Annotated in this window: 26 protein-coding genes, 1 other RNA gene and 3 pseudogenes; 18 read left to right on the top strand and 12 right to left on the bottom strand. The window is 45.6% G+C overall.

Annotated features, from left to right (window positions below):
* Nucleotides 1-134: 134 nt before the first annotated feature.
* Nucleotides 135-767: an NAAT family transporter gene (locus tag MHB72_RS18755; protein ID WP_020452994.1), complete on the top strand. Its 633-nt coding sequence runs from the start codon at nucleotides 135-137 to the stop codon at nucleotides 765-767.
* Nucleotides 768-818: 51 nt separating this feature from the next.
* Here the strand turns inward: MHB72_RS18755 and MHB72_RS18750 are convergent, their stop codons facing one another.
* Nucleotides 819-1,358, bottom strand: coding sequence for a GbsR/MarR family transcriptional regulator (locus MHB72_RS18750; protein ID WP_340903593.1), 540 nt, complete (start codon nucleotides 1,356-1,358; stop codon nucleotides 819-821).
* Nucleotides 1,359-1,615: 257 nt separating this feature from the next.
* On the opposite strand from MHB72_RS18750, the gene MHB72_RS18745 reads away from it, so the two are divergent.
* The 4 genes from MHB72_RS18745 to MHB72_RS18730 are packed head-to-tail and all read left to right on the top strand — an operon-like array spanning nucleotide 1,616 to nucleotide 5,055.
* Nucleotides 1,616-2,755 (top strand): betaine/proline/choline family ABC transporter ATP-binding protein, encoded by a 1,140-nt coding sequence (locus MHB72_RS18745; protein ID WP_020452992.1) that lies wholly within the window; start codon nucleotides 1,616-1,618, stop codon nucleotides 2,753-2,755.
* A 21-nt stretch (nucleotides 2,756-2,776) separates the two neighbouring features.
* Entirely contained in the window at nucleotides 2,777-3,430 is a 654-nt protein-coding gene (locus tag MHB72_RS18740; protein WP_145654554.1) for an ABC transporter permease, read from the top strand.
* 13 nt (nucleotides 3,431-3,443) lie between these two features.
* Nucleotides 3,444-4,361 carry an osmoprotectant ABC transporter substrate-binding lipoprotein OpuCC gene (opuCC, locus tag MHB72_RS18735; RefSeq protein ID WP_020452990.1) on the top strand — a complete coding sequence of 306 codons (918 nt, stop codon included), beginning with the start codon at nucleotides 3,444-3,446 and terminating at the stop codon, nucleotides 4,359-4,361.
* A gap of 16 nt (nucleotides 4,362-4,377) precedes the next feature.
* Nucleotides 4,378-5,055, top strand: a complete 678-nt coding sequence (locus tag MHB72_RS18730; RefSeq protein WP_020452989.1) for an ABC transporter permease — start codon at nucleotides 4,378-4,380, stop codon at nucleotides 5,053-5,055.
* Nucleotides 5,056-5,103: 48 nt separating this feature from the next.
* Here MHB72_RS18730 and MHB72_RS18725 read toward each other — a convergent pair whose 3' ends face one another.
* A complete protein-coding gene (locus MHB72_RS18725) occupies nucleotides 5,104-5,502 on the bottom strand; it encodes a helix-turn-helix domain-containing protein (RefSeq protein ID WP_023856314.1) in 399 nt (132 codons plus the stop codon).
* A 172-nt stretch (nucleotides 5,503-5,674) separates the two neighbouring features.
* The gene (locus MHB72_RS18720) at nucleotides 5,675-6,076 is read right to left on the bottom strand and encodes a transcriptional regulator (RefSeq protein WP_020452987.1); all 402 of its coding nucleotides are present in this window, start codon (nucleotides 6,074-6,076) and stop codon (nucleotides 5,675-5,677) included.
* A gap of 152 nt (nucleotides 6,077-6,228) precedes the next feature.
* Here MHB72_RS18720 and MHB72_RS18715 point away from each other — a divergent pair, with 152 nt between their 5' ends.
* The 8 genes and pseudogenes from MHB72_RS18715 to MHB72_RS18680 all read left to right on the top strand — a co-directional run.
* Nucleotides 6,229-6,462, top strand: coding sequence for a helix-turn-helix domain-containing protein (locus tag MHB72_RS18715; protein WP_085959538.1), 234 nt, complete (start codon nucleotides 6,229-6,231; stop codon nucleotides 6,460-6,462).
* A gap of 28 nt (nucleotides 6,463-6,490) precedes the next feature.
* Nucleotides 6,491-6,772, top strand: coding sequence for an AbrB/MazE/SpoVT family DNA-binding domain-containing protein (locus MHB72_RS18710; RefSeq protein ID WP_020452985.1), 282 nt, complete (start codon nucleotides 6,491-6,493; stop codon nucleotides 6,770-6,772).
* A 163-nt stretch (nucleotides 6,773-6,935) separates the two neighbouring features.
* Nucleotides 6,936-7,166, top strand: coding sequence for a preprotein translocase subunit SecG (gene secG, locus MHB72_RS18705; protein WP_003185418.1), 231 nt, complete (start codon nucleotides 6,936-6,938; stop codon nucleotides 7,164-7,166).
* Between the two features lie 140 nt (nucleotides 7,167-7,306).
* Nucleotides 7,307-8,053, top strand: coding sequence for an alpha/beta hydrolase (locus MHB72_RS18700; RefSeq protein ID WP_216919483.1), 747 nt, complete (start codon nucleotides 7,307-7,309; stop codon nucleotides 8,051-8,053).
* Nucleotides 8,054-8,066: 13 nt separating this feature from the next.
* A complete protein-coding gene (gene rnr, locus MHB72_RS18695) occupies nucleotides 8,067-10,370 on the top strand; it encodes a ribonuclease R (RefSeq protein ID WP_216919485.1) in 2,304 nt (767 codons plus the stop codon).
* A gap of 115 nt (nucleotides 10,371-10,485) precedes the next feature.
* Nucleotides 10,486-10,959, top strand: coding sequence for an SsrA-binding protein SmpB (gene smpB, locus MHB72_RS18690; protein WP_009329604.1), 474 nt, complete (start codon nucleotides 10,486-10,488; stop codon nucleotides 10,957-10,959).
* A gap of 116 nt (nucleotides 10,960-11,075) precedes the next feature.
* Nucleotides 11,076-11,431, top strand: a transfer-messenger RNA (tmRNA) gene (gene ssrA, locus MHB72_RS18685).
* Nucleotides 11,432-11,559: 128 nt separating this feature from the next.
* Nucleotides 11,560-11,685, top strand: a pseudogene (locus MHB72_RS18680) (peptidoglycan-binding domain-containing protein); the annotation flags it as partial.
* Nucleotides 11,686-11,741: 56 nt separating this feature from the next.
* On the opposite strand, the gene MHB72_RS18675 reads toward MHB72_RS18680, so the two are convergent.
* The 4 genes and pseudogenes from MHB72_RS18675 to MHB72_RS18660 form a co-directional block, all read right to left on the bottom strand.
* Entirely contained in the window at nucleotides 11,742-12,032 is a 291-nt protein-coding gene (locus tag MHB72_RS18675) for a hypothetical protein (protein WP_216919689.1), read from the bottom strand.
* Nucleotides 12,033-12,131: 99 nt separating this feature from the next.
* A pseudogene (locus tag MHB72_RS18670) lies at nucleotides 12,132-12,227 on the bottom strand (hypothetical protein); the annotation flags it as partial.
* 11 nt (nucleotides 12,228-12,238) lie between these two features.
* Nucleotides 12,239-12,337, bottom strand: a pseudogene (locus MHB72_RS18665) (T7SS effector LXG polymorphic toxin); the annotation flags it as partial.
* Between the two features lie 88 nt (nucleotides 12,338-12,425).
* A complete protein-coding gene (locus MHB72_RS18660; protein WP_216919487.1) occupies nucleotides 12,426-12,968 on the bottom strand; it encodes a YcxB family protein in 543 nt (180 codons plus the stop codon).
* A gap of 990 nt (nucleotides 12,969-13,958) precedes the next feature.
* On the opposite strand from MHB72_RS18660, the gene MHB72_RS18655 reads away from it, so the two are divergent.
* Nucleotides 13,959-15,506: a glycoside hydrolase family 43 protein gene (locus MHB72_RS18655; protein ID WP_161513282.1), complete on the top strand. Its 1,548-nt coding sequence runs from the start codon at nucleotides 13,959-13,961 to the stop codon at nucleotides 15,504-15,506.
* A gap of 100 nt (nucleotides 15,507-15,606) precedes the next feature.
* Nucleotides 15,607-16,830 (top strand): glucuronoxylanase, encoded by a 1,224-nt coding sequence (locus MHB72_RS18650; RefSeq protein WP_105981375.1) that lies wholly within the window; start codon nucleotides 15,607-15,609, stop codon nucleotides 16,828-16,830.
* Nucleotides 16,831-17,006: 176 nt separating this feature from the next.
* Here MHB72_RS18650 and MHB72_RS18645 read toward each other — a convergent pair whose 3' ends face one another.
* From MHB72_RS18645 to MHB72_RS18625, 5 genes are all read right to left on the bottom strand, one after another.
* Complete coding sequence (locus tag MHB72_RS18645; RefSeq protein WP_216919489.1) at nucleotides 17,007-18,452, bottom strand: alpha/beta fold hydrolase; 1,446 nt, start codon at nucleotides 18,450-18,452, stop codon at nucleotides 17,007-17,009.
* 147 nt (nucleotides 18,453-18,599) lie between these two features.
* A complete protein-coding gene (locus MHB72_RS18640) occupies nucleotides 18,600-19,085 on the bottom strand; it encodes a DUF6022 family protein (RefSeq protein WP_023856306.1) in 486 nt (161 codons plus the stop codon).
* 64 nt (nucleotides 19,086-19,149) lie between these two features.
* Nucleotides 19,150-19,548, bottom strand: a complete 399-nt coding sequence (locus MHB72_RS18635) for a YrvL family regulatory protein (RefSeq protein WP_020452975.1) — start codon at nucleotides 19,546-19,548, stop codon at nucleotides 19,150-19,152.
* 72 nt (nucleotides 19,549-19,620) lie between these two features.
* Nucleotides 19,621-20,775: an oxalate decarboxylase family bicupin gene (locus MHB72_RS18630; RefSeq protein WP_020452974.1), complete on the bottom strand. Its 1,155-nt coding sequence runs from the start codon at nucleotides 20,773-20,775 to the stop codon at nucleotides 19,621-19,623.
* Between the two features lie 93 nt (nucleotides 20,776-20,868).
* Entirely contained in the window at nucleotides 20,869-21,018 is a 150-nt protein-coding gene (locus tag MHB72_RS18625) for a YvrJ family protein (protein WP_020452973.1), read from the bottom strand.
* Between the two features lie 157 nt (nucleotides 21,019-21,175).
* Between MHB72_RS18625 and MHB72_RS18620 the strand changes: the two genes are divergently transcribed.
* The 3 genes from MHB72_RS18620 (at nucleotide 21,176) to trhO (ending at nucleotide 23,115) form a co-directional block, all read left to right on the top strand.
* Nucleotides 21,176-21,769, top strand: coding sequence for a sigma-70 family RNA polymerase sigma factor (locus MHB72_RS18620; RefSeq protein WP_020452972.1), 594 nt, complete (start codon nucleotides 21,176-21,178; stop codon nucleotides 21,767-21,769).
* Nucleotides 21,770-21,794: 25 nt separating this feature from the next.
* Nucleotides 21,795-21,950 carry a hypothetical protein gene (locus tag MHB72_RS18615; RefSeq protein ID WP_228767692.1) on the top strand — a complete coding sequence of 52 codons (156 nt, stop codon included), beginning with the start codon at nucleotides 21,795-21,797 and terminating at the stop codon, nucleotides 21,948-21,950.
* Between the two features lie 196 nt (nucleotides 21,951-22,146).
* On the top strand, nucleotides 22,147-23,115 hold the full coding sequence (gene trhO, locus MHB72_RS18610; protein ID WP_105979775.1) for an oxygen-dependent tRNA uridine(34) hydroxylase TrhO: 969 nt from the start codon (nucleotides 22,147-22,149) through the stop codon (nucleotides 23,113-23,115).
* Nucleotides 23,116-23,241: the final 126 nt, after the last annotated feature.

Here is a 23,241-nt window from a genome sequence, read left to right as displayed (position 1 = left end):
TATTTTATCCTATAAAAAATTATTATAAAGGAAAGTGCCGCAAGATGACATTGTTTTTTGAAAGTTTAAGCGGCCAACGTCGGAGGTAAAAATCGATTACCCATATTTTTTTACGAAGAAAGGAGTGGTAAACCGTGTTTGCTTTTATCATCCATGTTTTTGTATCATTGTTCGCCGTCACAAATCCGATAGGCAATGTGCCGATCTTTTTGGCGCTCACAGAAGGCTATGAAGCAAAAGAACGCACCGCATTGGCGAGAAAGGCAGCAATTTTATCGTTTCTGATTCTGATCGCGTTTCTCATATTCGGAGAGTTCATCTTCAGGCTTTTTGACATCAACATCCATGCGTTGCGAGTTGCCGGCGGTATTTTTATTTTCGGAATTGCCTACAATCTGCTGAATGCGAAGCAGTCTCATGTTCAGTCGCTCCATCATGATGAGCACCGCGAGAGCAAGGAAAAAGAGGATATCTCGGTGACGCCGCTCAGCATTCCGATCATTTCGGGGCCCGGAACGATTGCAACGGTGATGAGCCTTTCGGCCGGCAGCCGCAGCCTGGTTCATTTTGGCGGTATGATCATCGGCATCGCCGCCGTCCTCCTGCTGACGTTTGCGGCTTTTCATTATTCGACGCTGATCAGCAACAAATTGGGGCAGACGGAAATGAATGTGATCACCCGGCTGATGGGTTTGATTTTGGCGGTCGTGGCGGTCGGCATGATCGGCACGGGCTTAAAAGGGATGTTTCCGGTTTTGTCGGGATGATTGGAGAAAAAGCAAAAAAAGCTGCTTTATTCTTTGCAGCTTTTTTTCGATTTATGAAGGTTTCGGCACATGCTCGAAGATTTCTTCGCTTTCCAAAAACGCGATCAGATTGTCAAGCCACTCGCAGTAATCGATCCATTGTTTTGTTTCTGCCAGCAGCTCGTTGATTTTAGCTTCGGTTTCGGGTGAAAGGCCTTCTTCCTCAAGGGCTTCCAACAGCTCTTTTCTGATTTTCTTCCCGATCATCCTGTTCTTTTTGACGACTTTGATCCAGTTGGCCGTAAACAATGAAATAAACGTTTGGTAATAATCTTGTTCGACATCGTACAAATCTTTGCGGACGCCTTTTTCGAAAACTTTTTCGGCTATATTTAAATCGAGCATTTCGCGGACGACCTGGCTCATTCTCGTTTTGCTCATGCCCGTTTCTTCTGACAGTTCATTTAAAGTCATCGGCTTTCTGTTCATATAGATAATCCCGAGCACGCGGCCGACAGTTGATGATATACCGTACGTATTCATGTTTTCCGCGATTTTTTCTATGAAATGTTCTTCCGCTTGTTTAATCGCCTTTAAAGCGTTTTCCTCCAAAGCACATCATCCCTTCGGGCAGCCAATTTTATTGTCAATATATCATAATTTTGCTAGCGGTTGAAAACACTAAAACGGCAGGAAAATAAAGAAATCGGCCGTAATTTTAAGAATAACCAGCAGATTGATGCCGTTAACATATATTTTTATGTCTTATGTATATAATTTAAACACTTTGTAAACTTTTTATTTCACAAAGTGTATTTTATAATAAATGAGATGTTGAAATTTTTAAAAAACAGATGGAGGTGTGCGTTTTGCTGAAGCTAGAAAATGTATCGAAGGTTTATAAAGGCGGAAAAAAAGCGGTCAAGAACATTGATCTTGATATAGCAAAAGGTGAATTTATCGTCTTTATCGGACCGAGCGGCTGCGGGAAGACAACGACGATGAAAATGATCAACCGTTTAATTGAACCGACTTCAGGAAGCATTTACATCGACGGAGAAAACATAATGGATCAGGACCCGGTGGAGCTGCGCCGGAAAATCGGCTATGTCATTCAGCAAATCGGACTCTTTCCCCATATGACGATTCAGCAGAATATCACGCTTGTTCCAAGGCTTTTGAAATGGCCGGAAGAAAAGCGGAAGAAGCGGGCGGAGGAACTGCTTCAGCTCGTTGATATGGGGCCGGAATATTTGAACCGCTATCCTCATGAACTAAGCGGCGGACAGCAGCAGAGAATCGGCGTGCTGCGGGCGCTTGCGGCGGAGCCGCCCCTCATTTTAATGGATGAACCGTTCGGAGCGCTGGACCCGATCACCCGTGATTCGCTTCAGGAAGAGTTCAAAAAGCTGCAGAAATCGCTGGACAAAACGATTGTCTTTGTGACCCACGATATGGATGAAGCGATCAAGCTTGCCGACAGAATTGTGATTCTTCGTGCCGGCGAGATTGTTCAAGTCGGAACGCCTGACGACATTTTGCGGAATCCGGCGGATGAATTCGTTGAGGAGTTCATCGGAAAAGAACGGCTTCTTCAGTCCCGTCCTGACATCGAGCATGTCGAACAAGTGATGAATCCTAATCCGGTCACGATTACGAGTGAAAAAAACCTGACTGAAGCGATTCAAGTGATGAGGGAGCGCCGCGTCGATTCACTGCTTGTTGTGGACGAACGCAATGTCTTAAAAGGATATATCGATGTTGAAATCATCGATCAATACCGGAAAAAAGCCGTCACGGTCGGAGAGGTTGTCAATGAGAATGTCTACTCCGTTCAAAAAGGCACGCTCATCAGAGATACCGTCCGAAAAATTTTGAAAAGAGGATTCAAATATGTTCCCGTTCTTGATGAAGAAGGGCGCCTTGTCGGAATTGTCACAAGGGCAAACCTTGTCGACATCGTGTACGACTCGATTTGGGGAGATGAAGAAACCCTTGTCCAACGTTAAATGCAGGGAGGTGCATCAATCATGAATCAGATCGTCCAATTTCTCCAGAACAACGGCGGGGAAATGCTTTATAAAACATGGGAGCACTTATATATATCCATTTTTGCGGTGCTGCTCGGCATCATTATCGCGGTTCCGCTCGGTGTCGTTTTAACGAGAATGAAAAAAGGGGCCGGCATCGTGATTGGAATTGTTAATATCATTCAAACGCTGCCGAGTTTGGCGATTCTGGCGTTTTTTATTCCGCTCCTCGGAGTGGGAAAGATTCCGGCGATTGTCGCGCTGTTTTTCTATTCAGTCCTACCGATTCTGAGAAACACTTACACGGGCGTAAAAGGCGTCAATCAAAATTTGCTTGAATCAGGAAAGGGAATCGGTATGACTGCATGGGAACAAATCCGCCTGATCGAACTGCCGCTGTCGGTGCCGGTGATCATGGCAGGCATCCGGACTTCCACCGTTTACTTAATCGGCTGGGCGACGCTCGCGGCTTTTATCGGCGGCGGCGGACTCGGCGACTATATTTTTATCGGGCTCAACCTGTACCAGCCTGAGTACATTATCGCCGGAGCGGTGCCGGTTACGATACTGGCCATTGTGATCGACTATATGCTGTCGAAAACCGAAGACAAAGTCACGCCCCAAGGATTAAAAGGGATGAAGGAAGTATCATAAGGAGTTGGCTCTTATGCAAACAAAAAAATTGAGACGGCTCGGCGCCGTCATGCTGGTCTTCTCGCTTTTGATCAGCGGCTGTGCGCTGCCGGGTCTTGGCGGGGCTTCCGATAAAACGATCAAAATCGGGGCGCAAAACCTGACCGAATCCGAAATTCTTGCCAATATGATCTCGCTTTTGATCGAGCATGATACAGATCTCAATACGGTGCTTGTCAAAAACCTCGGCTCAAACTATGTGCAGCACCAGGCCATGCTCGGCGGAGACATCGACATTTCAGCGACGCGCTATTCGGGAACCGATCTGACAAGCACGCTTGGAAGGGAAGCGGAGAAAGACCCGGAAAAAGCGCTTCACATCGTACAGCAGGACTTTAAAAAGAAATTCAACTACAAATGGTTTGATTCTTACGGATTTGACAATACGTACGCTTTTACAGTCACGAAAGAACTCGCTGAAAAAGGGAACTATGAAACCATATCCGATCTGAAAAAAGACGCGGATAAACTGAAGCTTGGCGTTGACAATGCCTGGCTGAAACGAAAAGGCGACGGATATCCGGGATTTAAACAGGAATACGGATTTTCATTCGGCTCGACCTTTCCAATGCAGATCGGACTCGTTTATGACGCCGTCAAAAACGGCAAAATGGATATCGTTCTTGCCTATTCAACGGACGGCAGGATCAAAGCCTATGATTTAAAGCTGTTAAAAGACGATAAACGCTTTTTCCCGCCGTATGACTGTTCGCCGGTCGTGCCGGAAAAAGTGCTGAAGGAACATCCAGAGCTAAAAGAGACCATCAATAAACTGATCGGAAAAATCGATACCGAAACGATGCAGGAGCTCAATTACGAAGTTGATGGAAAACTGAAAGAGCCTTCTGTCGTCGCGGCCGAATTTTTAAAGAAGCACAATTATTTTGAGTAAAAGGAGGGGCTGACAAATGGAAGTGCTGCAGCAGCTTTGGACGTATTATGCGCAAAACGGGAGCTATGTGCTGGGGGAATTTTACCGCCACTTTTTAATGTCGGCATACGGCGTATTATTCGCCGCCGTCGTCGGCATCCCTGTTGGTATTTTCATCGCCAGATACCGGAAGATCAGCAAATGGGTCTTTTCCATCACCAATGTCATTCAAACGATTCCGGCGCTTGCGATGCTCGCCGTCTTGATGCTAGTCATGGGACTCGGCGCCAACACGGTGATTCTATCATTGTTTTTGTATTCGCTTTTGCCGATTATTCGAAACACATATACGGGAATCGTCAGCATTGAGCACGCCTACCTTGAATCAGGGAAGGCGATGGGCATGACGAAATTTCAAGTGCTCCGGATGGTGGAGCTTCCGCTCGCTTTGTCGGTCATTATGGCAGGGCTCAGAACCGCGCTCGTCATCGCGATCGGCATCACGGCCATCGGCACGTTTGTCGGCGCTGGCGGCCTCGGGGACATCATTGTCAGGGGGTCAAACGCGACCAACGGAACAGCGATCATTCTGGCAGGCGCGATCCCGACGGCACTGATGGCGATCATCGCCGATCTGTTCATGGGATGGCTTGAACGTGCGCTGAGCCCCGTTAAGCATCATAAAGGCAAGACGCCGAATCCGGATGCCGCTTAAATGGCAGCCGAAAAAAGCCGAATTTCTGCTAAAGAGAAATTCGGCTTTTTATGATTGGCGTTTTTTCGCTTCATTGACCAAAAAATGAAAGTACTGTTCGAGGTTGAGCAGGTCTTCGCGGGACAAGCAGTCCCATTTTCCGGGCTCAAACAGCCACAGATCTTCGACGCCATGCTTGGCCGCGATGTCCTGCATCGTGACATAGCCGCGCGGCTGTTCGCGAATCTCGTCAGCCCTCATATAACCGGCAATATCCATGAGCTGCTCGTACGGCATTTTCAGAGCATCGGCCAATTTTCTGATCGTCGCGGGCTTTGGAACGCCGCGGTGGCCGTTTTCGATTCTGGAAATGGCAGCGGCGCTCACACCGGCATACATAGCAAGCTGATTAACAGACAGGCTTCTTTGTTCCCTCAGCTCTTTGAGTCGTTCGCCGAACATTGTCATCGCCATCTCCCCCGCAAATTCATGATATAAACAGTTTAATACAAATGTTGACTAAAGGAAATACTTAGACAGGAAAAATATTGACAAAAGTTAATATAAGGGATAAAATAACAGCAGGGTCGAAAACAGACGAAAATGATAAAAAGGGGGGCGTGCGCTGCGGAGAAGGTATTCAGTTTTTGTTTCGGCTGCTTGCTTCCTGCACGAGAAAGTCGAAATATTTGTCCAGGTTTTCGATGTCTTTCTTTGAGAGCACCTTCCACTTTTCGCTGTCAAACAGAGAAAGATCCTCTAAATCGTACTGTGAAACGATGTCGTAAATGGAATCGTAGCTGCTTCTTGCTTCCTGGACTGTAGATGCGCTGATATAGCCTGCGGATGCCATCAGTTCCTCATACGGGACTTTCAAAGCGTCCGCCAGTTTTCTGATCGTCGCCGGCTTCGGCACGCCGCGCTTTCCGTTTTCAATTCGCGAAATGCCGGCCGAACTGACGCCGGAATACATCGCCAGCTGATTGACGGTCAGTTTTTTCCGTTCCCTTAATTGTCGTAAATGGTATCCAAAGTTCGTCATGGCCAAAACCTCGCAATCTCTTATTATAAAATATTTTAGTACGAATATTGCCTATAGGAAACATATGGATGATAAAAGCATTGACAAAAGTTAACAAATCGTTTATGTTCAATATAGACAAAAAGAAACATAAGAGATTAGAAAGGGGAGTAATCATGGTAAAAAAGATTCATATCAAAAGAGATTTTGTTCTCCAGTATATGATTGAACACAATCTCTCCTTAAATCAGCTTGCCATTGAAATCGGCGTATCCCCGGCGACTCTGAGCAGAGTTTTAAATGGCGAAAGGAGGCCCGGACAGCTTGTGATCGGAAAGATGATTCAGTATTTCAACAAAAAATTTGAAGATCTCTTTTATTATAAAGATGTTGACAAAAGTCAATAAACAAAGGAAAAAAGGAGGCTTTTCAAACGTGAAAAATACAGGAATTGTCCGGAGAATCGATGAGCTCGGCAGAGTCGTTCTCCCGGTCGAAATGCGCAGGGTGCTGAATATCAATGAAAAGGACCCGCTCGAAATATACACCGACGGAGAAAACATCATTTTGACAAAATACGCCGCCAACATGGCATGCTTGATGACCGGCGACATCACCACCAAAAATAAAACGTATGCGGGCGGCAAAATCGTACTCAGCCCAAGGGGAGCAGAAATGCTGCTGGAAGATATGATGGCGGCCTTGTCAGAAAAATGATTACATATTCCGCCTGATAGGGAGCATAGCCGCTCCTTTTTTTGTATACCTTATTCAGGCGCTGGGAAAAAATAAAAAAAGCTGTTCGAAACGCTCGTGACATGCGCTTGCTTTTCATGTAAAATAAAACTATTGTCAGCCAGTTTGTCTGGAGGTGTAGGTTATGGCCGCATTTTTAACGGTCTTATTAGTGATTGTAAGTATCGTACTGATCGTTGTCGTTTTACTGCAATCCGGCAAAAGCGCCGGATTATCAGGCGCAATTTCCGGCGGAGCCGAGCAGCTTTTCGGAAAGCAGAAAGCAAGAGGACTTGATTTGATTCTCCACCGGATGACGGTCGTTTTAACCGTGCTTTTCTTTTTCTTAACGATTGCGCTTGCTTACTTTGTATAAGACAATGAAGCATGAGGTCTGATGTTCAAGTCAGGCCTTTTTCCTATTTGCAGGTCTTTGTATGAAGAGACCGGCCGATTGATAAAGTTTGTTTCAAGACTAAACGTGGAAGAATACATATGAAAAGGAGATAGTGAATCATGAAAATCGTCAAACCACAACCTTTCACATTTAAAGGCGGAAAAAAAGCAGTCCTGCTGCTGCACGGATTTACCGGCAACACGGCGGACGTGAGAATGCTCGGAAGATATTTGAATGAAAAAGGCTACACATGCCATGCGCCCCAATATAAAGGCCACGGCGTGCCTCCGGAAGAACTTCTTTCTACAGGGCCGGAAGACTGGTGGAAAGACGTCATGAACGGGTATGAATATTTGAAATCGGAAGGGTATGAACAAATCGCCGCTTGCGGTCTGTCTCTCGGAGGGGTTTTTTCATTGAAATTGGGTTACACTGTACCCATAAAGGGAATTGTTCCAATGTGCGCGCCGATGTATATCAAAAGCGAAGAGACGATGTACGAGGGTGTGCTTGAGTATGCACGCAATTATAAGAAATTTGAAGGCAAGACAGCGGAACAGATTGACGCTGAGATGGAAGAATTCAAAAAAACGCCGATGAACACGTTGAAAGCACTGCAGGATTTGATTGCCGATGTCAGAGAGCATGTGGACATGATCTATTCGCCTACATTTGTCGTGCAGGCGCGCCACGATCATATGATTAATACGGACAGCGCGAATATCATCTACAATGAAGTTGAAACGGATGATAAGCAGCTGAAATGGTATGAAGAATCCGGTCATGCCATTACATTGGATAAAGAACGCGAAACACTGCACAAGGATGTGTATCAATTTTTAGAAACGCTGGATTGGCAGACATAAGGAGGTCTGGTTAGTGGAAAAAGAAGAATTTATGGATAAGCTTCTCTCCTTTATGAAAGAAGAAGCGTATAAACCTCTTACAGTTCAGGAACTGGAAGAGATGCTGGAAATCACCGATTCGGACGAATACAAAGAGCTTGTCAAAGCTCTTGTAACCCTTGAAGAAAAAGGGCTTGTCGTCAGAACGAGAAGCAACCGCTACGGTTTGCCCGAAAAAATGAATTTGATCAAAGGGAAGGTGTCGGCGCACGCGAAAGGCTTCGCGTTTGTTCTCCCCGAAGATTCCTCGCTTGACGATGTCTTCATTCCGCCGTCTGAGCTGAATACGGCAATGAACGGAGATACCGTGCTTGTCCGCCTGAGTACGGAGTCCGGAGGTACAAAAAAAGAAGGAGCCATCATCCGCATCATTGAGCGCAGCATTCAGAAGATTGTCGGCACGTATACAGAGACGAAAAACTTCGGCTTCGTCATTCCCGACGATAAAAAAATCACGAATGACATCTTTATTCCGAAGCACGCCAAAAACGGCGCCGTCGAGGGGCACAAAGTCGTCGTCCGCCTGACAAGCTATCCTGAAGGCCGGATGAGTGCGGAAGGGGAAGTTATCGAGATTCTCGGCCACAAAAACGACCCCGGCATCGATATCCTTTCCATCATTCATAAGCATGGCCTCCCGGGAGACTTTCCGGCTGAGGCGATGGAACAAGCCGGCAATACGCCTGATACAATCGATGAAAAAGATCTTGAAGGCAGACGGGATCTGCGCGATCAGACGATCGTCACGATCGATGGCGCAGATGCCAAAGACTTGGATGATGCCGTTACCGTCACAAAACTCAAAAACGGCCATTATAAACTCGGCGTCCACATTGCCGATGTCAGCCATTATGTCACAGAAGGGTCTCCGATTGACCAGGAAGCATATGAACGCGGCACGAGCGTCTATCTTGTCGACCGGGTGATTCCGATGATCCCGCACAGGCTGTCGAATGGAATCTGCTCTTTAAATCCGAAGGTCGACCGGCTGACTTTGTCGTGCGAAATGCTCATTAATCCTCAAGGGCAAGTCGTCGAACACGAAATTTTTCAAAGTGTCATTAAAACGACCGAGCGGATGACTTATTCTGACGTGAACAAGATTTTAGTCGATGACGATGAAGAGCTGAAGCGGAAATATGAGGCGCTTGTCCCGATGTTCAAAGACATGGAAGACTTGGCTGCGATTCTGCGCGGCAAGCGGATGGAACGCGGTGCCGTCGACTTTGACTTTAAGGAAGCGAAGGTACTCGTCGACGAAGAAGGAAAAGCGAAGGACGTCGTCTTGAGAGAACGGTCGACAGCAGAAAAGCTGATCGAAGAATTTATGCTTGTCGCCAATGAAACGGTCGCCGAGCACTTTCATTGGATGAATGTTCCGTTTATTTACCGGATTCACGAAGATCCGGATCAAGAAAAGCTCCAGAGATTTCTTGAGTTCGTTACGACATTCGGCTATGTCGTCAAAGGGACGGCCGGAAGCATCCATCCGAAAGCGCTGCAAAGCGTGCTTGAAGAAGTCAGGGATCGTCCTGAAGAAGCCGTAATTTCAACGGTTATGCTCAGATCGATGAAGCAGGCGAAATACGATCCGCAAAGCCTCGGACACTTCGGCTTGTCGACTGAATTCTACACCCATTTCACGTCACCGATTCGCCGCTACCCTGACTTGATCGTCCACAGGCTGATCAGGACGTATTTGATTCAGGGCAAGACAGACGAAGCGACAAGGGAGAAATGGGCCGAAAAACTGCCTGAGATCGCCGAGCATACGTCAAATATGGAACGCAATGCCGTAGATGCCGAGCGGGAAACGGATGATCTGAAAAAAACCGAATTTATGCTGGATAAGATCGGTGAAGAATTTGACGGTGTGATCAGTTCCGTTACGAACTTCGGCATGTTTGTCGAGCTGCCGAACACGATCGAAGGGCTTGTCCACGTCAGCTTTATGACGGACGATTTTTACCGTTATGATGAACAGCACTATGCCATGATCGGCGAGCGTACGGGCAACGTCTACCGGATCGGCGATGAGATTACGGTCCGCGTCGTTGACGTCAATAAAGACGAGCGGAACATCGATTTTGAAATCGTCGGCATGAAAGGCTCCCGCCGCCGGCAGAAACCGGAGCAAAAACAGAAAAAGGGTCCTAAAAAGGATGCTCCATCGGCTGACAAAGGGGAATGGTTCACCAAGCCGAAAAAGAAAAAAGTAAAGAAAAAACGCGGTTTTCAAAACGCGCCGAAACAAAAACGAAAGAAAAAGAAAAAATAGACAGCACACGTCAAAAAAAGGGCGGCGAAATTGTAAGGCGAACGTTCATTTGATAGAATAATACGTATTCGCCGCCCTTTTGAATGTGAGATTGAAGGCGGGAGGAGGTTGCCGTATGCCAAAGGGAGAAGGGAAGGTTGTTTCCCAAAATAAAAAAGCAAATCATGATTATTTTATAGAAGAAACATACGAAACAGGCATCGTGCTTCAAGGTACGGAAATCAAGTCCATTCGCGCCGGACGGGTGAATTTAAAGGACGCGTTCGCTAAAATTGAGCGCGGGGAAGTGTTCCTTCACAATATGCACATCAGCCCGTATGAGCAGGGGAACCGCTACAACCATGATCCGTTGCGGACGAGAAAGCTTTTGATGCACCGCAAGCAGATCAACAAATTGATCGGTTTGACGAAAGAGCAGGGGTACTCGCTCGTACCGCTCAAGATTTATTTGAAGAACGGTTTTGCGAAAGTGCTGCTCGGACTCGGAAAAGGGAAGAAGAAATTCGACAAACGCGAAGACTTAAAGCGCAAAGACGCCAAACGCGAAATCGAAAGAGCATTCCGCGACAGGCAAAAAGGCTTGATCTAAAGCCGGAACCCATGTTATCCTATATGAACGTGATCACAGACATTACCATTTGGAATTGACGCGTGATCTTGTTATAATAGTGATGCAGCCAGTTATCCGACTTCCTTTTCATCCAAGGGGACGTTACGGATTCGACAGGGACGGATCGAGCTTGAGTTGCGAGCCGAGAGGCGATCTCGTAAAAACGCACCTAAATATAACTGGCAAATCTAACCAGAACTTAGCACTAGCTGCCTAATTAGCGCAGCGAGCTCTTGCCCGCATCGCCTATGTGCCGGTTAAGAGCCCATAACGAAGTAGGCTACGCTTGCGCTCCCGTCTGAGGGCGCAGGAAGAGACTCTTCAGACTAGCTCTCCGAGGGCCTGCCCGCAGGCACGAAGATGAGCGAAACTAAATATGCAGGGCTACGCTCGTAGACGCTGAAGCAATCGACGTTTCTGGACGTGGGTTCGACTCCCACCGTCTCCACCATACATATGATGGTGGTTTTTTGTTTTTTGGGGGATTTTTTGATGTTTGTGTAAGAGTGGTAAACGGTTTAATGAACATATGAATGATACCGTGGAATACGTCGGAGTCATGCCATGAGAAAATTCAAGGACGGCATTGATGGCTTTTACGTGTCGAAAACAACGAATGCGGTCAAACGGTTCCAACTGATGCACAGGTTTTCTTCTGACGGCATTTACGAGCCGCAGAAAAAGGTAAAACTTGATCACTATTGAATTAATACAAAAAGGCCCTCTTTCACGAGGGCTCAGTTTTTATAATTTGTCTATAGTTATTTATTACTGTCCAATTCCCATACTGTCTGACCACCCACTAAAATTTTATTCGGTGGATTATCATAAAGAGAGATCTCAACCAAGGAGCTTTCCTCCCCTTGACTTAACCAATCATATACACTGCCTTCGTTTTTAGTAAGGTGGGATATAATGTGATTCACTCTAAAGGCAACTGCATAATATTCTGTGTAATTGATATCTTCATCCTCTAATCCATTTTCCCATTCTAATCGCAGTTCTCTACCACCATATTCATCTAATGTTTTTATTAAAGAGTTATATTCCATAAGTATCAATCCTTTTCTTATGGTTCTAATGGTTTTTATAGGAACTATATGAGCACCGTCTTTTGAATAATGTATTGTTCCTCTGGTAGTTACAATATATTTTCCGGTTTTCATGTCATATGCTTTACCTATTTTTTGGCCAAAGTCAACAACTTTCCTTTCTTGGGAAATCTCCCGTGTCAGCGTATTTATCAAGCAACTCTTGAGCTTTTTTTAACTTTAGCGAATTCGTCTGATTGTTGTTTTAATTGTTCCAGCGTTTGATCAATTGCATTGTGCAACGCCTGAACATCCAGAGTCTTCATGGCATTCTCCTTTAATACATTTTGTTACAATCACTGCTCATTTTTATGTAATGAACATGGAAATACAAAAAAGGAGAAATCCTTCTTCTTATGATTGCAATTTTAATTTTTTGGCCTGCCCATATGTAGTCACAAGCTCTCTGAAAGAATGAAGTTCATTTTCAAATGTGAAAAAGCGTTTCGGTATCAAAATCATCTGGCTGCTTGACGTTTTCATGAGGATGAGGCGTTTATATTCTGTTACTGCTGTCACTTCATACCATTGAAACAACGTATCGGAATTCTTAAATTGAATCTGGATTCCTTGTGGATTGATAGTGTAAGTTCTTTTACGTTTTAGCCGTTCATTTTTTCGATAGACAATTTGCATCCGGATATAAAAAAACCCAATTAAAAGTGAGGTTAATATTATTGAAAGTACAATAATGAGAAGGCCATTCAACAGCAATTCGAGTGTTTCACTATGATAAACGGTAATCGGCATCTTCCCATCGACGGAAAACACCCAGACAAACAATAGAAAAATAAGAATAAAATAAAGGAATGCGTATTTTTTAAGCCAATAAAAAAAGAAAGATTTCATATCCTGTAATGTATATTCTCCCTCAAGAAAGACACTGTGTTGGATCATAAGTTTACTGCACCTCAACGTTTTCCTTTAATTTTAGCATAAAGCCCCATTTATTCGCAGAAATTGGCTTTTCTTTCATTGGAGTCGGCATGGCAGAGGCACCGTGTAATCGCTAAAAAGGGATCAGAGGGCATGATGTCGAACTTTGGTTATATATACATTCGAAAGAACTGACCAAAAGGAGGTCTACTATGCTCATCATTGAATCACTAATAGGATACGTTTGCTTTTTTATTGTTAATTTCATTTATGATACATACATTAAAAAAGCCAAGACTCCGTTTGGACACTTGGCTTTGATTTCGCTTGTTCAGACTGCGATTGCTTTAAGTCTTTTCTTTATTTTCTCCTGATTATAAGAGGTTGCCGCTTTCCTCAGCGGCACTCAGCTTTTCGGTCATTCCTCCGGATTCAGCTCGCTTGTCAAGTCGCCGCCCGTTCCTTTAATAATTGCAATATCTGTGCTTAGTCGCCTGCAGATGTTCTTCTGCTCCTTTTTCTTTCCGCATTATGAATCACCTCTACGCCAACAGTTTACAAAACAAACCTTTGTCCTTTTTTCTTTTAATTGAAATGAAATTAGTTCATAAGAATTAATTTTTAGATGTGCAAAAAAGAAATGATAAAAGACACTTAATATGCTTAAAAAATTATGGTAAGTTTTTGAAGGTGCTAAATGTAAAAGTTTGTATGATCAACGCTTATGCAAAACGGTTATTAAATATGAACTACAGGAGGGGATGCGGAGAAAGAAGAGCAAAGCGCCGGCAGATAAATCACCGGTCAGGTTATTGCGGTTGGCCAAGATTCTGAACGCGTTCTTCCGGAAGAGGGCTAGGCCCGGCTTCGCGAAGGAATAGAGCTATGAAAGAAGCTGCTTCAAGATTAGAAATCGCCCCAAAGCCGGATCGCACTTTCCAAAGACAGGGGCTTCTGCCGGAAAAATCGGCAACTCGCCTGATTTTTATAGATAAAAGGAGGATGTTGGTCATGAAAATGAAGTGCGGTGCATGTTTATTGGTTCTTGTGCTATTCATGAGCTGTATACCTGGGAAATCTGTACTTGCTGCCAGCACAACCATTGCAAAACATGTAGGGAATTCTAACCCGCTTATAGACCATCATTTAGGAGCGGATCCCTTTGCGCTGACCTATAACGGAAGAGTCTACATCTACATGTCCAGTGACGATTATGAATATAACAGCAACGGAACGATTAAGGATAATTCATTTGCCAATTTGAACAAAGTGTTCGTCATCTCTTCAGCGGATATGGTGAACTGGACAGATCACGGAGCCATTCCGGTGGCAGGTGCCAACGGGGCTAATGGCGGCCGGGGGATTGCGAAATGGGCAGGCGCGTCCTGGGCCCCGTCAGTTGCAGTTAAAAAGATAAATGGTAAGGATAAATTCTTCCTTTACTTTGCAAACGGCGGCGGAGGTATCGGGGTCCTCACCGCAGACAGCCCGACCGGGCCGTGGACAGATCCGATCGGAAAAGCGTTGGTTACAACAAGTACACCGGGAATGTCCGGCGTTGTTTGGCTATTTGATCCGGCAGTGTTCGTAGATGACGACGGCACCGGTTATCTGTATGCCGGCGGAGGCATCCCTGGCGGTTCAAATCCAACGCAGGAGCAATGGGCAAATCCTAAAACAGCACGAGTCATAAAATTGGGGACCGGTATGACCAGCGTTGTTGGAAGCGCGTCTGTGATTGATGCGCCTTTCATGTTTGAAGACTCGGGAATTCATAAACATAACGGAAAATATTACTATTCCTATTGCATCAATTTCAGCGGTGCGCACCCGGCCAATATACCACCGGGTGAAATCGGCTACATGACCAGCTCAAGTCCCATGGGGCCCTTTACGTATAGAGGGCATTTCCTGAAAAATCCGGGTGCATTCTTCGGGGCTGGCGGAAACAACCATCATGCTGTTTTCAATTTTAAAAACGAGTGGTATGTGGTGTACCATGCTCAAACTGTCAGTTTCGCTTTGTTCGGAGCCGGCAAAGGATACCGTTCTCCCCATATCAATAAGCTGGTCCATCTTGCAGACGGGTCCATTCAAGAGGTGGCGGCAAATTACAGGGGAGTGTCTCAGCTTGCCAATTTGAATCCGTATAACCGGGTAGAAGCTGAAACGTTTGCCTGGAATGGACGCATTTTGACGGAGAAATCCTCAGCACCCGGCGGACCGGAAAATAATCAAAATGTCACAAGCATTCATAACGGAGACTGGATTGCTGTAGGAAATGCTGACTTCGGCACGCGCGGAGCGAGGACATTTAAAGCCAATGTCGCTTCCACTGCAGGCGGTAAAATTGAAGTCCGTCTCGACAGTGTAACAGGTAAGCTTGTGGGAACTCTGAATGTACCTTCCACAGGCGGAGCGCAGACTTGGAGAGAAATAGAAACCACTGTGAGCGGCGCAACCGGTGTTCACAACGTCTATTTTGTATTTACCGGAAACAGTTCAGGCAACTTGTTTAATGTTGATTACTGGCAGTTTACACAAAATGAGCACCGGTAACAGCAAAAAGGTGGTCTCAGAAGGGTTTTCATATACCACAACAATGAGAGGATGAAAGCATGTGAAAAAATTAATTTGTGTATTGTTGGCATATGTAACGATGCTGTCGCTCATGTTAACCGGGCCTGCCGCTTCTGAAGTTTCAGCAGCCAGTGACGCAACAGTTCGTCTATCTGCAGAAAAACAAGTGATTCGCGGTTTTGGAGGGATGAATCACCCGGCTTGGATCGGGGATCTTACAGCAGCTCAAAGAGAAACCGCCTTTGGCAATGGACAGAATCAGTTAGGCTTTTCAATTTTAAGAATTCATGTTGATGAAAATAGAAACAATTGGTACAGAGAAGTGGAGACGGCAAAGAGTGCGATCAAACACGGAGCAATCGTTTTTGCTTCTCCCTGGAATCCGCCAAGCGATATGGTTGAGACTTTCAATCGGAATGGAGACACATCAGCTAAACGGCTGAGATACGATAAGTACGCCGCATACGCGAAGCATCTTAACGACTTTGTTACCTTCATGAAAAATAATGGCGTGAATCTGTATGCGATTTCCGTCCAAAACGAGCCTGATTACGCACACGACTGGACGTGGTGGACACCGCAAGAAATACTTCGCTTTATGAAAGAGAACGCCGGCTCGATTAATGCCCGTGTCATCGCGCCTGAGTCGTTTCAATACTTAAAAAATATATCGGATCCGATTTTGAATGATCCGAAGGCGCTTGCCAATATGGATATTCTTGGCGCTCATCTTTATGGTACACAGCTTAACAATTTCGCTTATCCACTGTTCAAACAAAAAGGAGCAGGAAAAGATCTTTGGATGACGGAAGTATATTATCCGAACAGTGACAATAATTCTGCGGACCGCTGGCCTGAGGCATTGGATGTTTCGCACCATATTCACAATTCGATGGTAGAGGGAGATTTTCAGGCTTATGTATGGTGGTACATCCGCAGATCATACGGTCCTATGAAAGAAGACGGTACGATCAGCAAGCGCGGTTACAATATGGCTCATTTCTCGAAGTTTGTCCGTCCCGGTTATGTCAGGGTTGATGCGACAAAGAGCCCCGCTTCAAACGTTTACGTATCTGCCTATAAAGGTGACAACAAAGTCGTTATAGTTGCCATTAATAAAAACAACTCAGGGGTTAACCAAAACTTCGTTCTGCAGAATGGATCTGTTTCTCAAGTATCCAGATGGATCACGAGCAGCAGCAGCAACCTTCAACCTGGAACGAATCTCAATGTAACAGACAATCATTTTTGGGCGCATCTTCCGGCTCAGAGTGTGACAACATTTGTCGCTAACCTCCGCTAATATTAACGACGCCGCGCATGAAGCGGAGTTACAAGCTGCACAGTTCCGATATGCCGGGCTTAGCGGCCATTTAGTGAAAAGGCATACGAAAAATATTTAGTTCTAGCAATCCAGGGTGTATCTGTTAATGAGACAAAGAGGGTGCCGCCGCCGGCACCCTTTCTGTCGTTTTCGGTTTATTCCTTCGGAAACTTCACCTCCGGATATGACGGATTCGGCTTGCTGATCAAGCCGCCGCCGGTTTCTTTTAAATGCTTGTTGAAAAAATCCAAAACGTACCGGTTCACGATATCCGCGCTTCGTTCGCCGTCGATGTCGCCCGTCATGCCGAGCTGCTTCAAAAGTTTTGAATAAAGCTGCAAGTCGGTGAAGTTGTAATGCTCCGTTCCTTCAATATACACCATTGACGCTTGATCAATGATTTTGTATTCCTTTTTTCGTTCCTCAATCATCTTGTTGAATTCTTCTTTCGTTAAACCCGAATTTTTGATTTCTTCATCAGAAATTTTTCCGCTGAGCGCCTTGTCTTTAATGTTCATAAAGCTGCTCGATTCCATGAATAGAAACGGCTTTGAAATCGCCTGCTTGCCGTTGACATTGTACAGTGAACCGTCCATGTTGATTCCGGCTTTAATTTTGGGATTTGAATATGCGGCGTTAAACGCCGTGGCGCCGCCGAATGAGTGACCCATCATCCCGATGTTGTCCATATCGAGTTTTCCCTTAAAGGCATCGCGATTCAGCTGATCCAACTGGTTGATGACAAAGTCGGCGTCCTGCGTCCAAATGTTCCCGAGCTTGCTGCTGTTTTCGGAAACTCCGTTCATATATCGCTCGGTTGTTAAGCCTGTCATCCGTCCGTCTGGAAAAGCCGTTGCCATCGTACTGTACGTATGATCGATCGCCACTGCGACAAACCCATGGCTTGCCAGATGTTCGGCTTGGGAAGCGTGCAGCAGCCGGCTTGTTCCGAAGCCGTGGCTGATTACGACGACTGGATATCGGGCTTCAGCTGATGAGAACGCAACGTTTTCGTATGAGTTTGTTTTGATGTAGCGCCAATAGTCCAAAGCAAACGGGGGAAGACCGAATCCATCTGCGAACTTCTCGATATATTCGTGAAATGTGCTTGCGTCTTCGGGAAAGAGAGGTGCCCGTTTCTGTCCATGCAAACCTTGGGCGGGGTACCATACTTGGATCATCAGTTCTCTTTTATCGTGCGGATTTTTTGTCAGCGTTTCTTCTCTGTCGCGGTCGGTCAAATGAAACGTCTTCGTCCCGACAGAATAAGCGCCGTCAGGCTTAGGCAAATCGAAGACGGGCAGGTATACAGACAGGAAGACGGAGATTGCCAGCATGGCGAATGTTAGAACATACAAGCCATATTTCAGCGGCTTCCACATCTTGATTTGAAGCCTTTTACCGAAGATCGCGATAAAGGCGAGGGCGGCGGAGATCAGATAGATCAAAACCATTTGCCATCTGTATCCCTCAAAAAAAAGCTGTCCCGCCAACACGCCAATACTCGCAAATCCGGCTGCCGCCGCAAGCTTTCTCGGCATTTTTTGCTGAAACAGCATGACAAAAGACAGGAGTGTTAATAATATTTCGAAAGTTCTCATGATTTTCTCCCTTATGTAAGATGTTGGTGGTCTTATACATAACGAATGTGTGGTTTGATTGGTTGCAAAAATATTCCTTGTTCTGCATTAAAAAAACCGCCGGGTTACCCAGCGGTTGCAGCTTATGATGTTGTGGGGCGCTATCAGCTAGTTTTCCTTTATCTGTTTCACGTGAGCGACAATTCTGTCTCTCTCTGTTTCCTCCAATGTGTAAATCTTCGGAGAAAGAGGCACGTCAAACCCGGCGTGAGAGTGAAAAAAGTCAAAGAGCAGCGTCCCGGCAGGCTTTTCTTGCTGATCGGAGATGACAGCCCAAAACACCCGTGAGCGGCAGTCGTCAGCTCCCCATTTTTCCATGGACTGTCTAAAGTTTAAGCCTTTTCCGATGAAAAAATCACCTTTTCCCGCATCTTGAATCGTTGTAAAGCCGGACTGTTCGAGGCTTTCAAATACAGGAGGCAGCAGGTGGTCCAAGTAGACGCCGTAAGTCGCGTCTTCCAATTCGGGAAACACCTTTAAAAGCGCTTCGCGATGATCGTCAAGCGTTTGTTTCCAATTGGCGGCGACATAGCTTTGCACCTGTTCACCGATTTCTTTGATCGACATGTCGGGTCTAAAACGTACCTTATACAAGAACGAAAACCTCCTTTTGATTACTTGAAATCCATTATATAACATTCTCCTGCACAGTGGATTCTCAATATAAGAGCGAACCGGACCTCTGCGGTGGATAAAGGATTTTATCAATGGTAAAAAACGAAACGGCAATCATGATTTCCGCCGAAGAGGTCAGCAGAACGTCGTCCAGCAATTCGTCCGCTGTAAAAATCGCGGCCCATAAACATCCGATTGTGAGCATTTCCGCTGCAAAAAACGTGATCCGCCGATTGATGCCCAGCAGCTTCATACTGTGGATGAGCAGCTTTTCAGCCGGTTCCAGGACAAAGGTCAGTGCGGTATAACAAAGCGTAAACAAAAGCAGGGACCCGACTGTTTGATAAAATGCGCCCGGCAGATGAAACAGGATCGAAATGCCGAGAAAGTGGGCGAAAAAAACGAACATTACCGATAAGCAGCAAATAACGAAATGTTTCATGATACAACTCCTTTTAAATATGTACACAGCAGCCGAAGGCCTGCAGGATATGTCTCCTGCAAGCCTGGCTGGTTATTTCTTATCAAATTTCACGACCGGATGCTTTTCTTTAGAGAGCATGTTTGTAAACTCGCTGCCGACGTCGAGGTGCTGGCGGACAAGCTCTTCCGGAACGAGCGCGAGCCATTGGTTTAACGAAACGTCAGCATAGTGGTCGTCTTTGAAGATTTCGAGGAAGCGAAGCGGTTCGTCTCCTGTATTTTGGACGTAGTGTCCCATTGCAAACGGCACATAGCCGACATCTCCGGCCTGGTAGTTAAATGTTCTGGCATGCCCGTCGGACGCGAAAACGGTCATTTTCGCTTGTCCGGAAATATAATACTGCCATTCGTCTGTATTCGGATGCCAGTGCAGCTCCCGGATGCCTCCAGGTTCGACTTCCACCAGCGCAGAAGCGATTGTTTTCGACGCTTTGAAATTCGTGGAATCGGCAATCCATACTTTACCGCCGCTAGATACGATCGGTTCCTGTTCAAGCAAATTGTAGCTGAAAGATTGAGGCACCGTTCCGTTCGGGCTTTCGACTTTGTCTTTCTCAAGACATCCAGGGATCACTTCTTGGAAAATATACTTTTCTTTATCTGGAAGAGATGCTACGACGTCTTTTGAAATGCCGAAGTTTGCGGCAATTACCTCATCAGGCGTATGGGCCAGCCAATCTGTCACCTGGAAGGTGCTGTTTTCAGAGAAAGAGCCGTCATCGAAGACGAGCAGGAATTCGCAGCCGTCTTCAAGCGCTTGGATTGAATGCGGCAGACCTGACGGGAAGTACCAGAGATCTCCTTCTTTCACATCTTCAATAAAATTTCTGCCGTCTTGGTCAACAGACGTAATCCGTGCTTTTCCGTACAGCATATATGCCCATTCGGCTTCCTTATGCCAGTGAAGTTCCCTGATGGCTCCAGGTTTCAGCCTCATGTTGACAGAGGCAAGCTTGTCTGAAATCGGCAGCTCGCGAACGGTGACTTCCCGTGCATATCCGCCTTTTTCGAGTCGGTTATGGACATCGGAAAATGAAAATTTCATGTTTGACACCGTTCCGTGGTCGGTTTCCGGCGGCGCAAGCATGTCCGGATTTTGGCGATCGCGCTCAACGTTATGCGGAATTTTCGTTTCCGCTCCTTTTTCTCCTCTGATCGGCTGTGGAATTGATTTGTTTTTTTCCATGTGATATCCCCTCTTTCTCAAAATGTAAAGGAGAGCTGAAAGGCCTTTCGTTTTCCCCTTCTGTCATGTTAAGTGAAAAAAGTGAGGCCGATGTCAATCATCGGTGTCACTTTTTTCTTTGATCAATTCGATCAGTTCATCGATTTTCTTTTCAAAACGCGTCAGCAGGTAAATTGCCAATACAGCTGGAAAGCCGACATTGCCGATTTGTTTCGCTGCTTCCTCAATGAATGCACTGTCCATTCTTACCACCTCCTATGTTAAGAAGTGAAGAAAGTCTGAAAAATGTAAGCAAAGAACTATTTTCTCTGAATGGGAACTTATGTTTGCATGTTAATAAGAAGAGATGAGTTTACTTTTTTTACATTTCTTTCATCTAAATAAATAGGAGGCGGTTTTTATGATTGATCAAACGTTACTGCGTGCGAAAATCAAGGAAATCACAGGGCATCCGCTTGTGAAGCATTTTTTGAGCAACCCCCGGTATGAGCGGCTTTTCAACCACGTTTTGGAACATCCGGATTCTGAAGAGGCAGAGTGTCTCGATCGCGAATTTAAGCGGTTTTACAAAAACATCCGCATGATCAAATACATCAACTCGATGATCCGGATTTTCTCCGTCGACTTTGATAAAAGAGTCCGGAAAAATCGAGAGCGTTTTCCATTGATGATCGACGACAGTCCGACTTTGCCCGAGCCGCCCCGAGGGGACCTGTTAGACGATGTCTTGGAACAGGAAGAGGATTTAAGTGAACATCTGCAAGACCCGATGCTTTATGAAGCGTTTTTGCAATTGACGGACAAGCAGAAAAAAGTGCTTGCGCAAATTTACATTCACGGGGTATCCATGCAGGAAATGGCTGACTCTTTGGGAGAATCAAGGCAAAATATTTCAAGAATTCATAAAAGGGCACTCGAAAAGATAAGAGAGCTGCTGAATTCTAAAGCAGAGGGGAATGATAACAGTGAGTCTGCACGACGAAAAAGAGATTGAGAAATTGCTGGAAAATTTCACGCCGATGATCAAAAGCAAATTAAACAACACATCCTATCAAGAGAGGGAGGATCTTGAACAGGAGCTGAAGATGAAAATTTGCGAAAAAGCGGAGATGCTTTTATGTCAAGAAGTTCCTGGGTTTTGGGAGTTTATAACAGAATTGCTGAAAGTCCTTTAACCTGAGTTGTTTTACTTGCGTAAAACGGCCGGAAGTGTTAAAATTTCTAGCATTTGATTAAGGGAATGTTCAAGCAGCTTCATTGAAATCATGGTGATGATTTGTTTTAATATGAACAAAGGTTTGATAAAATAAATGGATCGATATTCCATTTTTTCTCCTATAAAAACATGCATCAGATAGGTGGTAAGATATCATGAAAAATCAATACCGAGTATTGTTGTATTATAAATATGTTCATATCGACAACCCCGAGCAATTTGCCGAAGATCACCTCAAGTTCTGCAAAGATTTGGGCCTGAAAGGGCGCATCCTTGTGGCGGGTGAAGGAATAAACGGAACCGTGTCAGGAACCGTAGAGCAGACAGACCGCTATATGAGTGAAATGAAAAACGATCCCCGCTTTGAAGATATGGTGTTTAAAATCGATGAATCAGAAGGGCACGCTTTCAAAAAAATGCATGTCCGCCATCGCGATGAGCTTGTGACGCTCCGTCTGGAAGATGATATCGATCCGAATGAATTAACGGGAAAATACCTTGAGCCAAAAGAATTTTATGAGGCGATGCAGCGGGAAGATACGATTGTCGTCGACGCACGGAACGACTATGAGTACGATTTGGGACATTTCCGCGGCGCGGTCAGACCGGACATTAAGGCGTTCCGCGAATTGCCTGAATGGATCCGTGATAACAAAGAAAAGCTCGAAGGCAAGAAAATATTGACTTACTGCACGGGCGGTATCCGCTGCGAAAAATTTTCGGGATGGCTGAAAAAAGAAGGATTTGAAGACGTGTCCCAGCTTCACGGCGGGATTGTGACGTATGGAAAAGACCCTGAAGTTCAAGGTGAACTGTGGGACGGGCAGTGCTATGTTTTCGATGAAAGAATCAGCGTTCCGGTCAACCAGAAAGAGCATGTCATCGTCGGCAAGGATTATTTCACCGGCGAGCCTTGCGAGCGCTATGTCAACTGCGCCAACCCTGAATGCAACAAGCAGATCATCTGCTCTGAAGAAAATGAACACCGCTATTTGCGGGGCTGCACGCACGAGTGCCGGGTTCATCCGCGCAACCTGTATGTCAAAGAGCACGGCCTTTCAGAAGAAGAGGTGCAAGAGAGACTCGAAAAGCTGGAAGAAGAGGGGCATACAGCGCAGTCATAAAAGCTGTATATAAAAGTATCATCTAAAAAACGAAGATGCCGCAAGCATCTAAGAAATGGCATTGCTCCTGCAAGGGAGTCTGCTTTCGTTTTGAATGGAGGAACGCCTTGACCTGAAAAATCGAGG

Origin of the sequence: Bacillus sp. FSL K6-1284 (assembly GCF_038002625.1) — a bacterium.
GTDB classification, from domain to species: Bacteria; Bacillota; Bacilli; order Bacillales; family Bacillaceae; genus Bacillus; species Bacillus paralicheniformis.
This window is presented reverse-complemented; position numbering and strand designations above follow the sequence as displayed.

What these genes read in the sequence shown, in the direction of transcription:
- MHB72_RS18660 (WP_216919487.1), bottom strand. Translation starts at nt 12,968, where the DNA reads ATGATCCAACACAGTGTCTTTCTTGAGGGAGAATATACATTACAGGAT.
- MHB72_RS18635 (WP_020452975.1), bottom strand. Translation starts at nt 19,548, where the DNA reads ATGAAACATTTCGTTATTTGCTGCTTATCGGTAATGTTCGTTTTTTTC.
- opuCC (WP_020452990.1), top strand. Translation starts at nt 3,444, where the DNA reads ATGCAAACAAAAAAATTGAGACGGCTCGGCGCCGTCATGCTGGTCTTC.
- MHB72_RS18645 (WP_216919489.1), bottom strand. Translation starts at nt 18,452, where the DNA reads ATGAGAACTTTCGAAATATTATTAACACTCCTGTCTTTTGTCATGCTG.
- MHB72_RS18725 (WP_023856314.1), bottom strand. Translation starts at nt 5,502, where the DNA reads ATGACAATGTTCGGCGAACGACTCAAAGAGCTGAGGGAACAAAGAAGC.
- MHB72_RS18630 (WP_020452974.1), bottom strand. Translation starts at nt 20,775, where the DNA reads ATGGAAAAAAACAAATCAATTCCACAGCCGATCAGAGGAGAAAAAGGA.
- trhO (WP_105979775.1), top strand. Translation starts at nt 22,147, where the DNA reads ATGAAAAATCAATACCGAGTATTGTTGTATTATAAATATGTTCATATC.
- MHB72_RS18740 (WP_145654554.1), top strand. Translation starts at nt 2,777, where the DNA reads ATGAATCAGATCGTCCAATTTCTCCAGAACAACGGCGGGGAAATGCTT.
- MHB72_RS18720 (WP_020452987.1), bottom strand. Translation starts at nt 6,076, where the DNA reads ATGACGAACTTTGGATACCATTTACGACAATTAAGGGAACGGAAAAAA.
- secG (WP_003185418.1), top strand. Translation starts at nt 6,936, where the DNA reads ATGGCCGCATTTTTAACGGTCTTATTAGTGATTGTAAGTATCGTACTG.
- MHB72_RS18675 (WP_216919689.1), bottom strand. Translation starts at nt 12,032, where the DNA reads ATGGAATATAACTCTTTAATAAAAACATTAGATGAATATGGTGGTAGA.
- MHB72_RS18655 (WP_161513282.1), top strand. Translation starts at nt 13,959, where the DNA reads ATGAAAATGAAGTGCGGTGCATGTTTATTGGTTCTTGTGCTATTCATG.
- MHB72_RS18730 (WP_020452989.1), top strand. Translation starts at nt 4,378, where the DNA reads ATGGAAGTGCTGCAGCAGCTTTGGACGTATTATGCGCAAAACGGGAGC.
- MHB72_RS18700 (WP_216919483.1), top strand. Translation starts at nt 7,307, where the DNA reads ATGAAAATCGTCAAACCACAACCTTTCACATTTAAAGGCGGAAAAAAA.
- MHB72_RS18620 (WP_020452972.1), top strand. Translation starts at nt 21,176, where the DNA reads ATGATTGATCAAACGTTACTGCGTGCGAAAATCAAGGAAATCACAGGG.
- MHB72_RS18625 (WP_020452973.1), bottom strand. Translation starts at nt 21,018, where the DNA reads ATGGACAGTGCATTCATTGAGGAAGCAGCGAAACAAATCGGCAATGTC.
- MHB72_RS18615 (WP_228767692.1), top strand. Translation starts at nt 21,795, where the DNA reads ATGATCAAAAGCAAATTAAACAACACATCCTATCAAGAGAGGGAGGAT.
- MHB72_RS18650 (WP_105981375.1), top strand. Translation starts at nt 15,607, where the DNA reads ATGCTGTCGCTCATGTTAACCGGGCCTGCCGCTTCTGAAGTTTCAGCA.
- smpB (WP_009329604.1), top strand. Translation starts at nt 10,486, where the DNA reads ATGCCAAAGGGAGAAGGGAAGGTTGTTTCCCAAAATAAAAAAGCAAAT.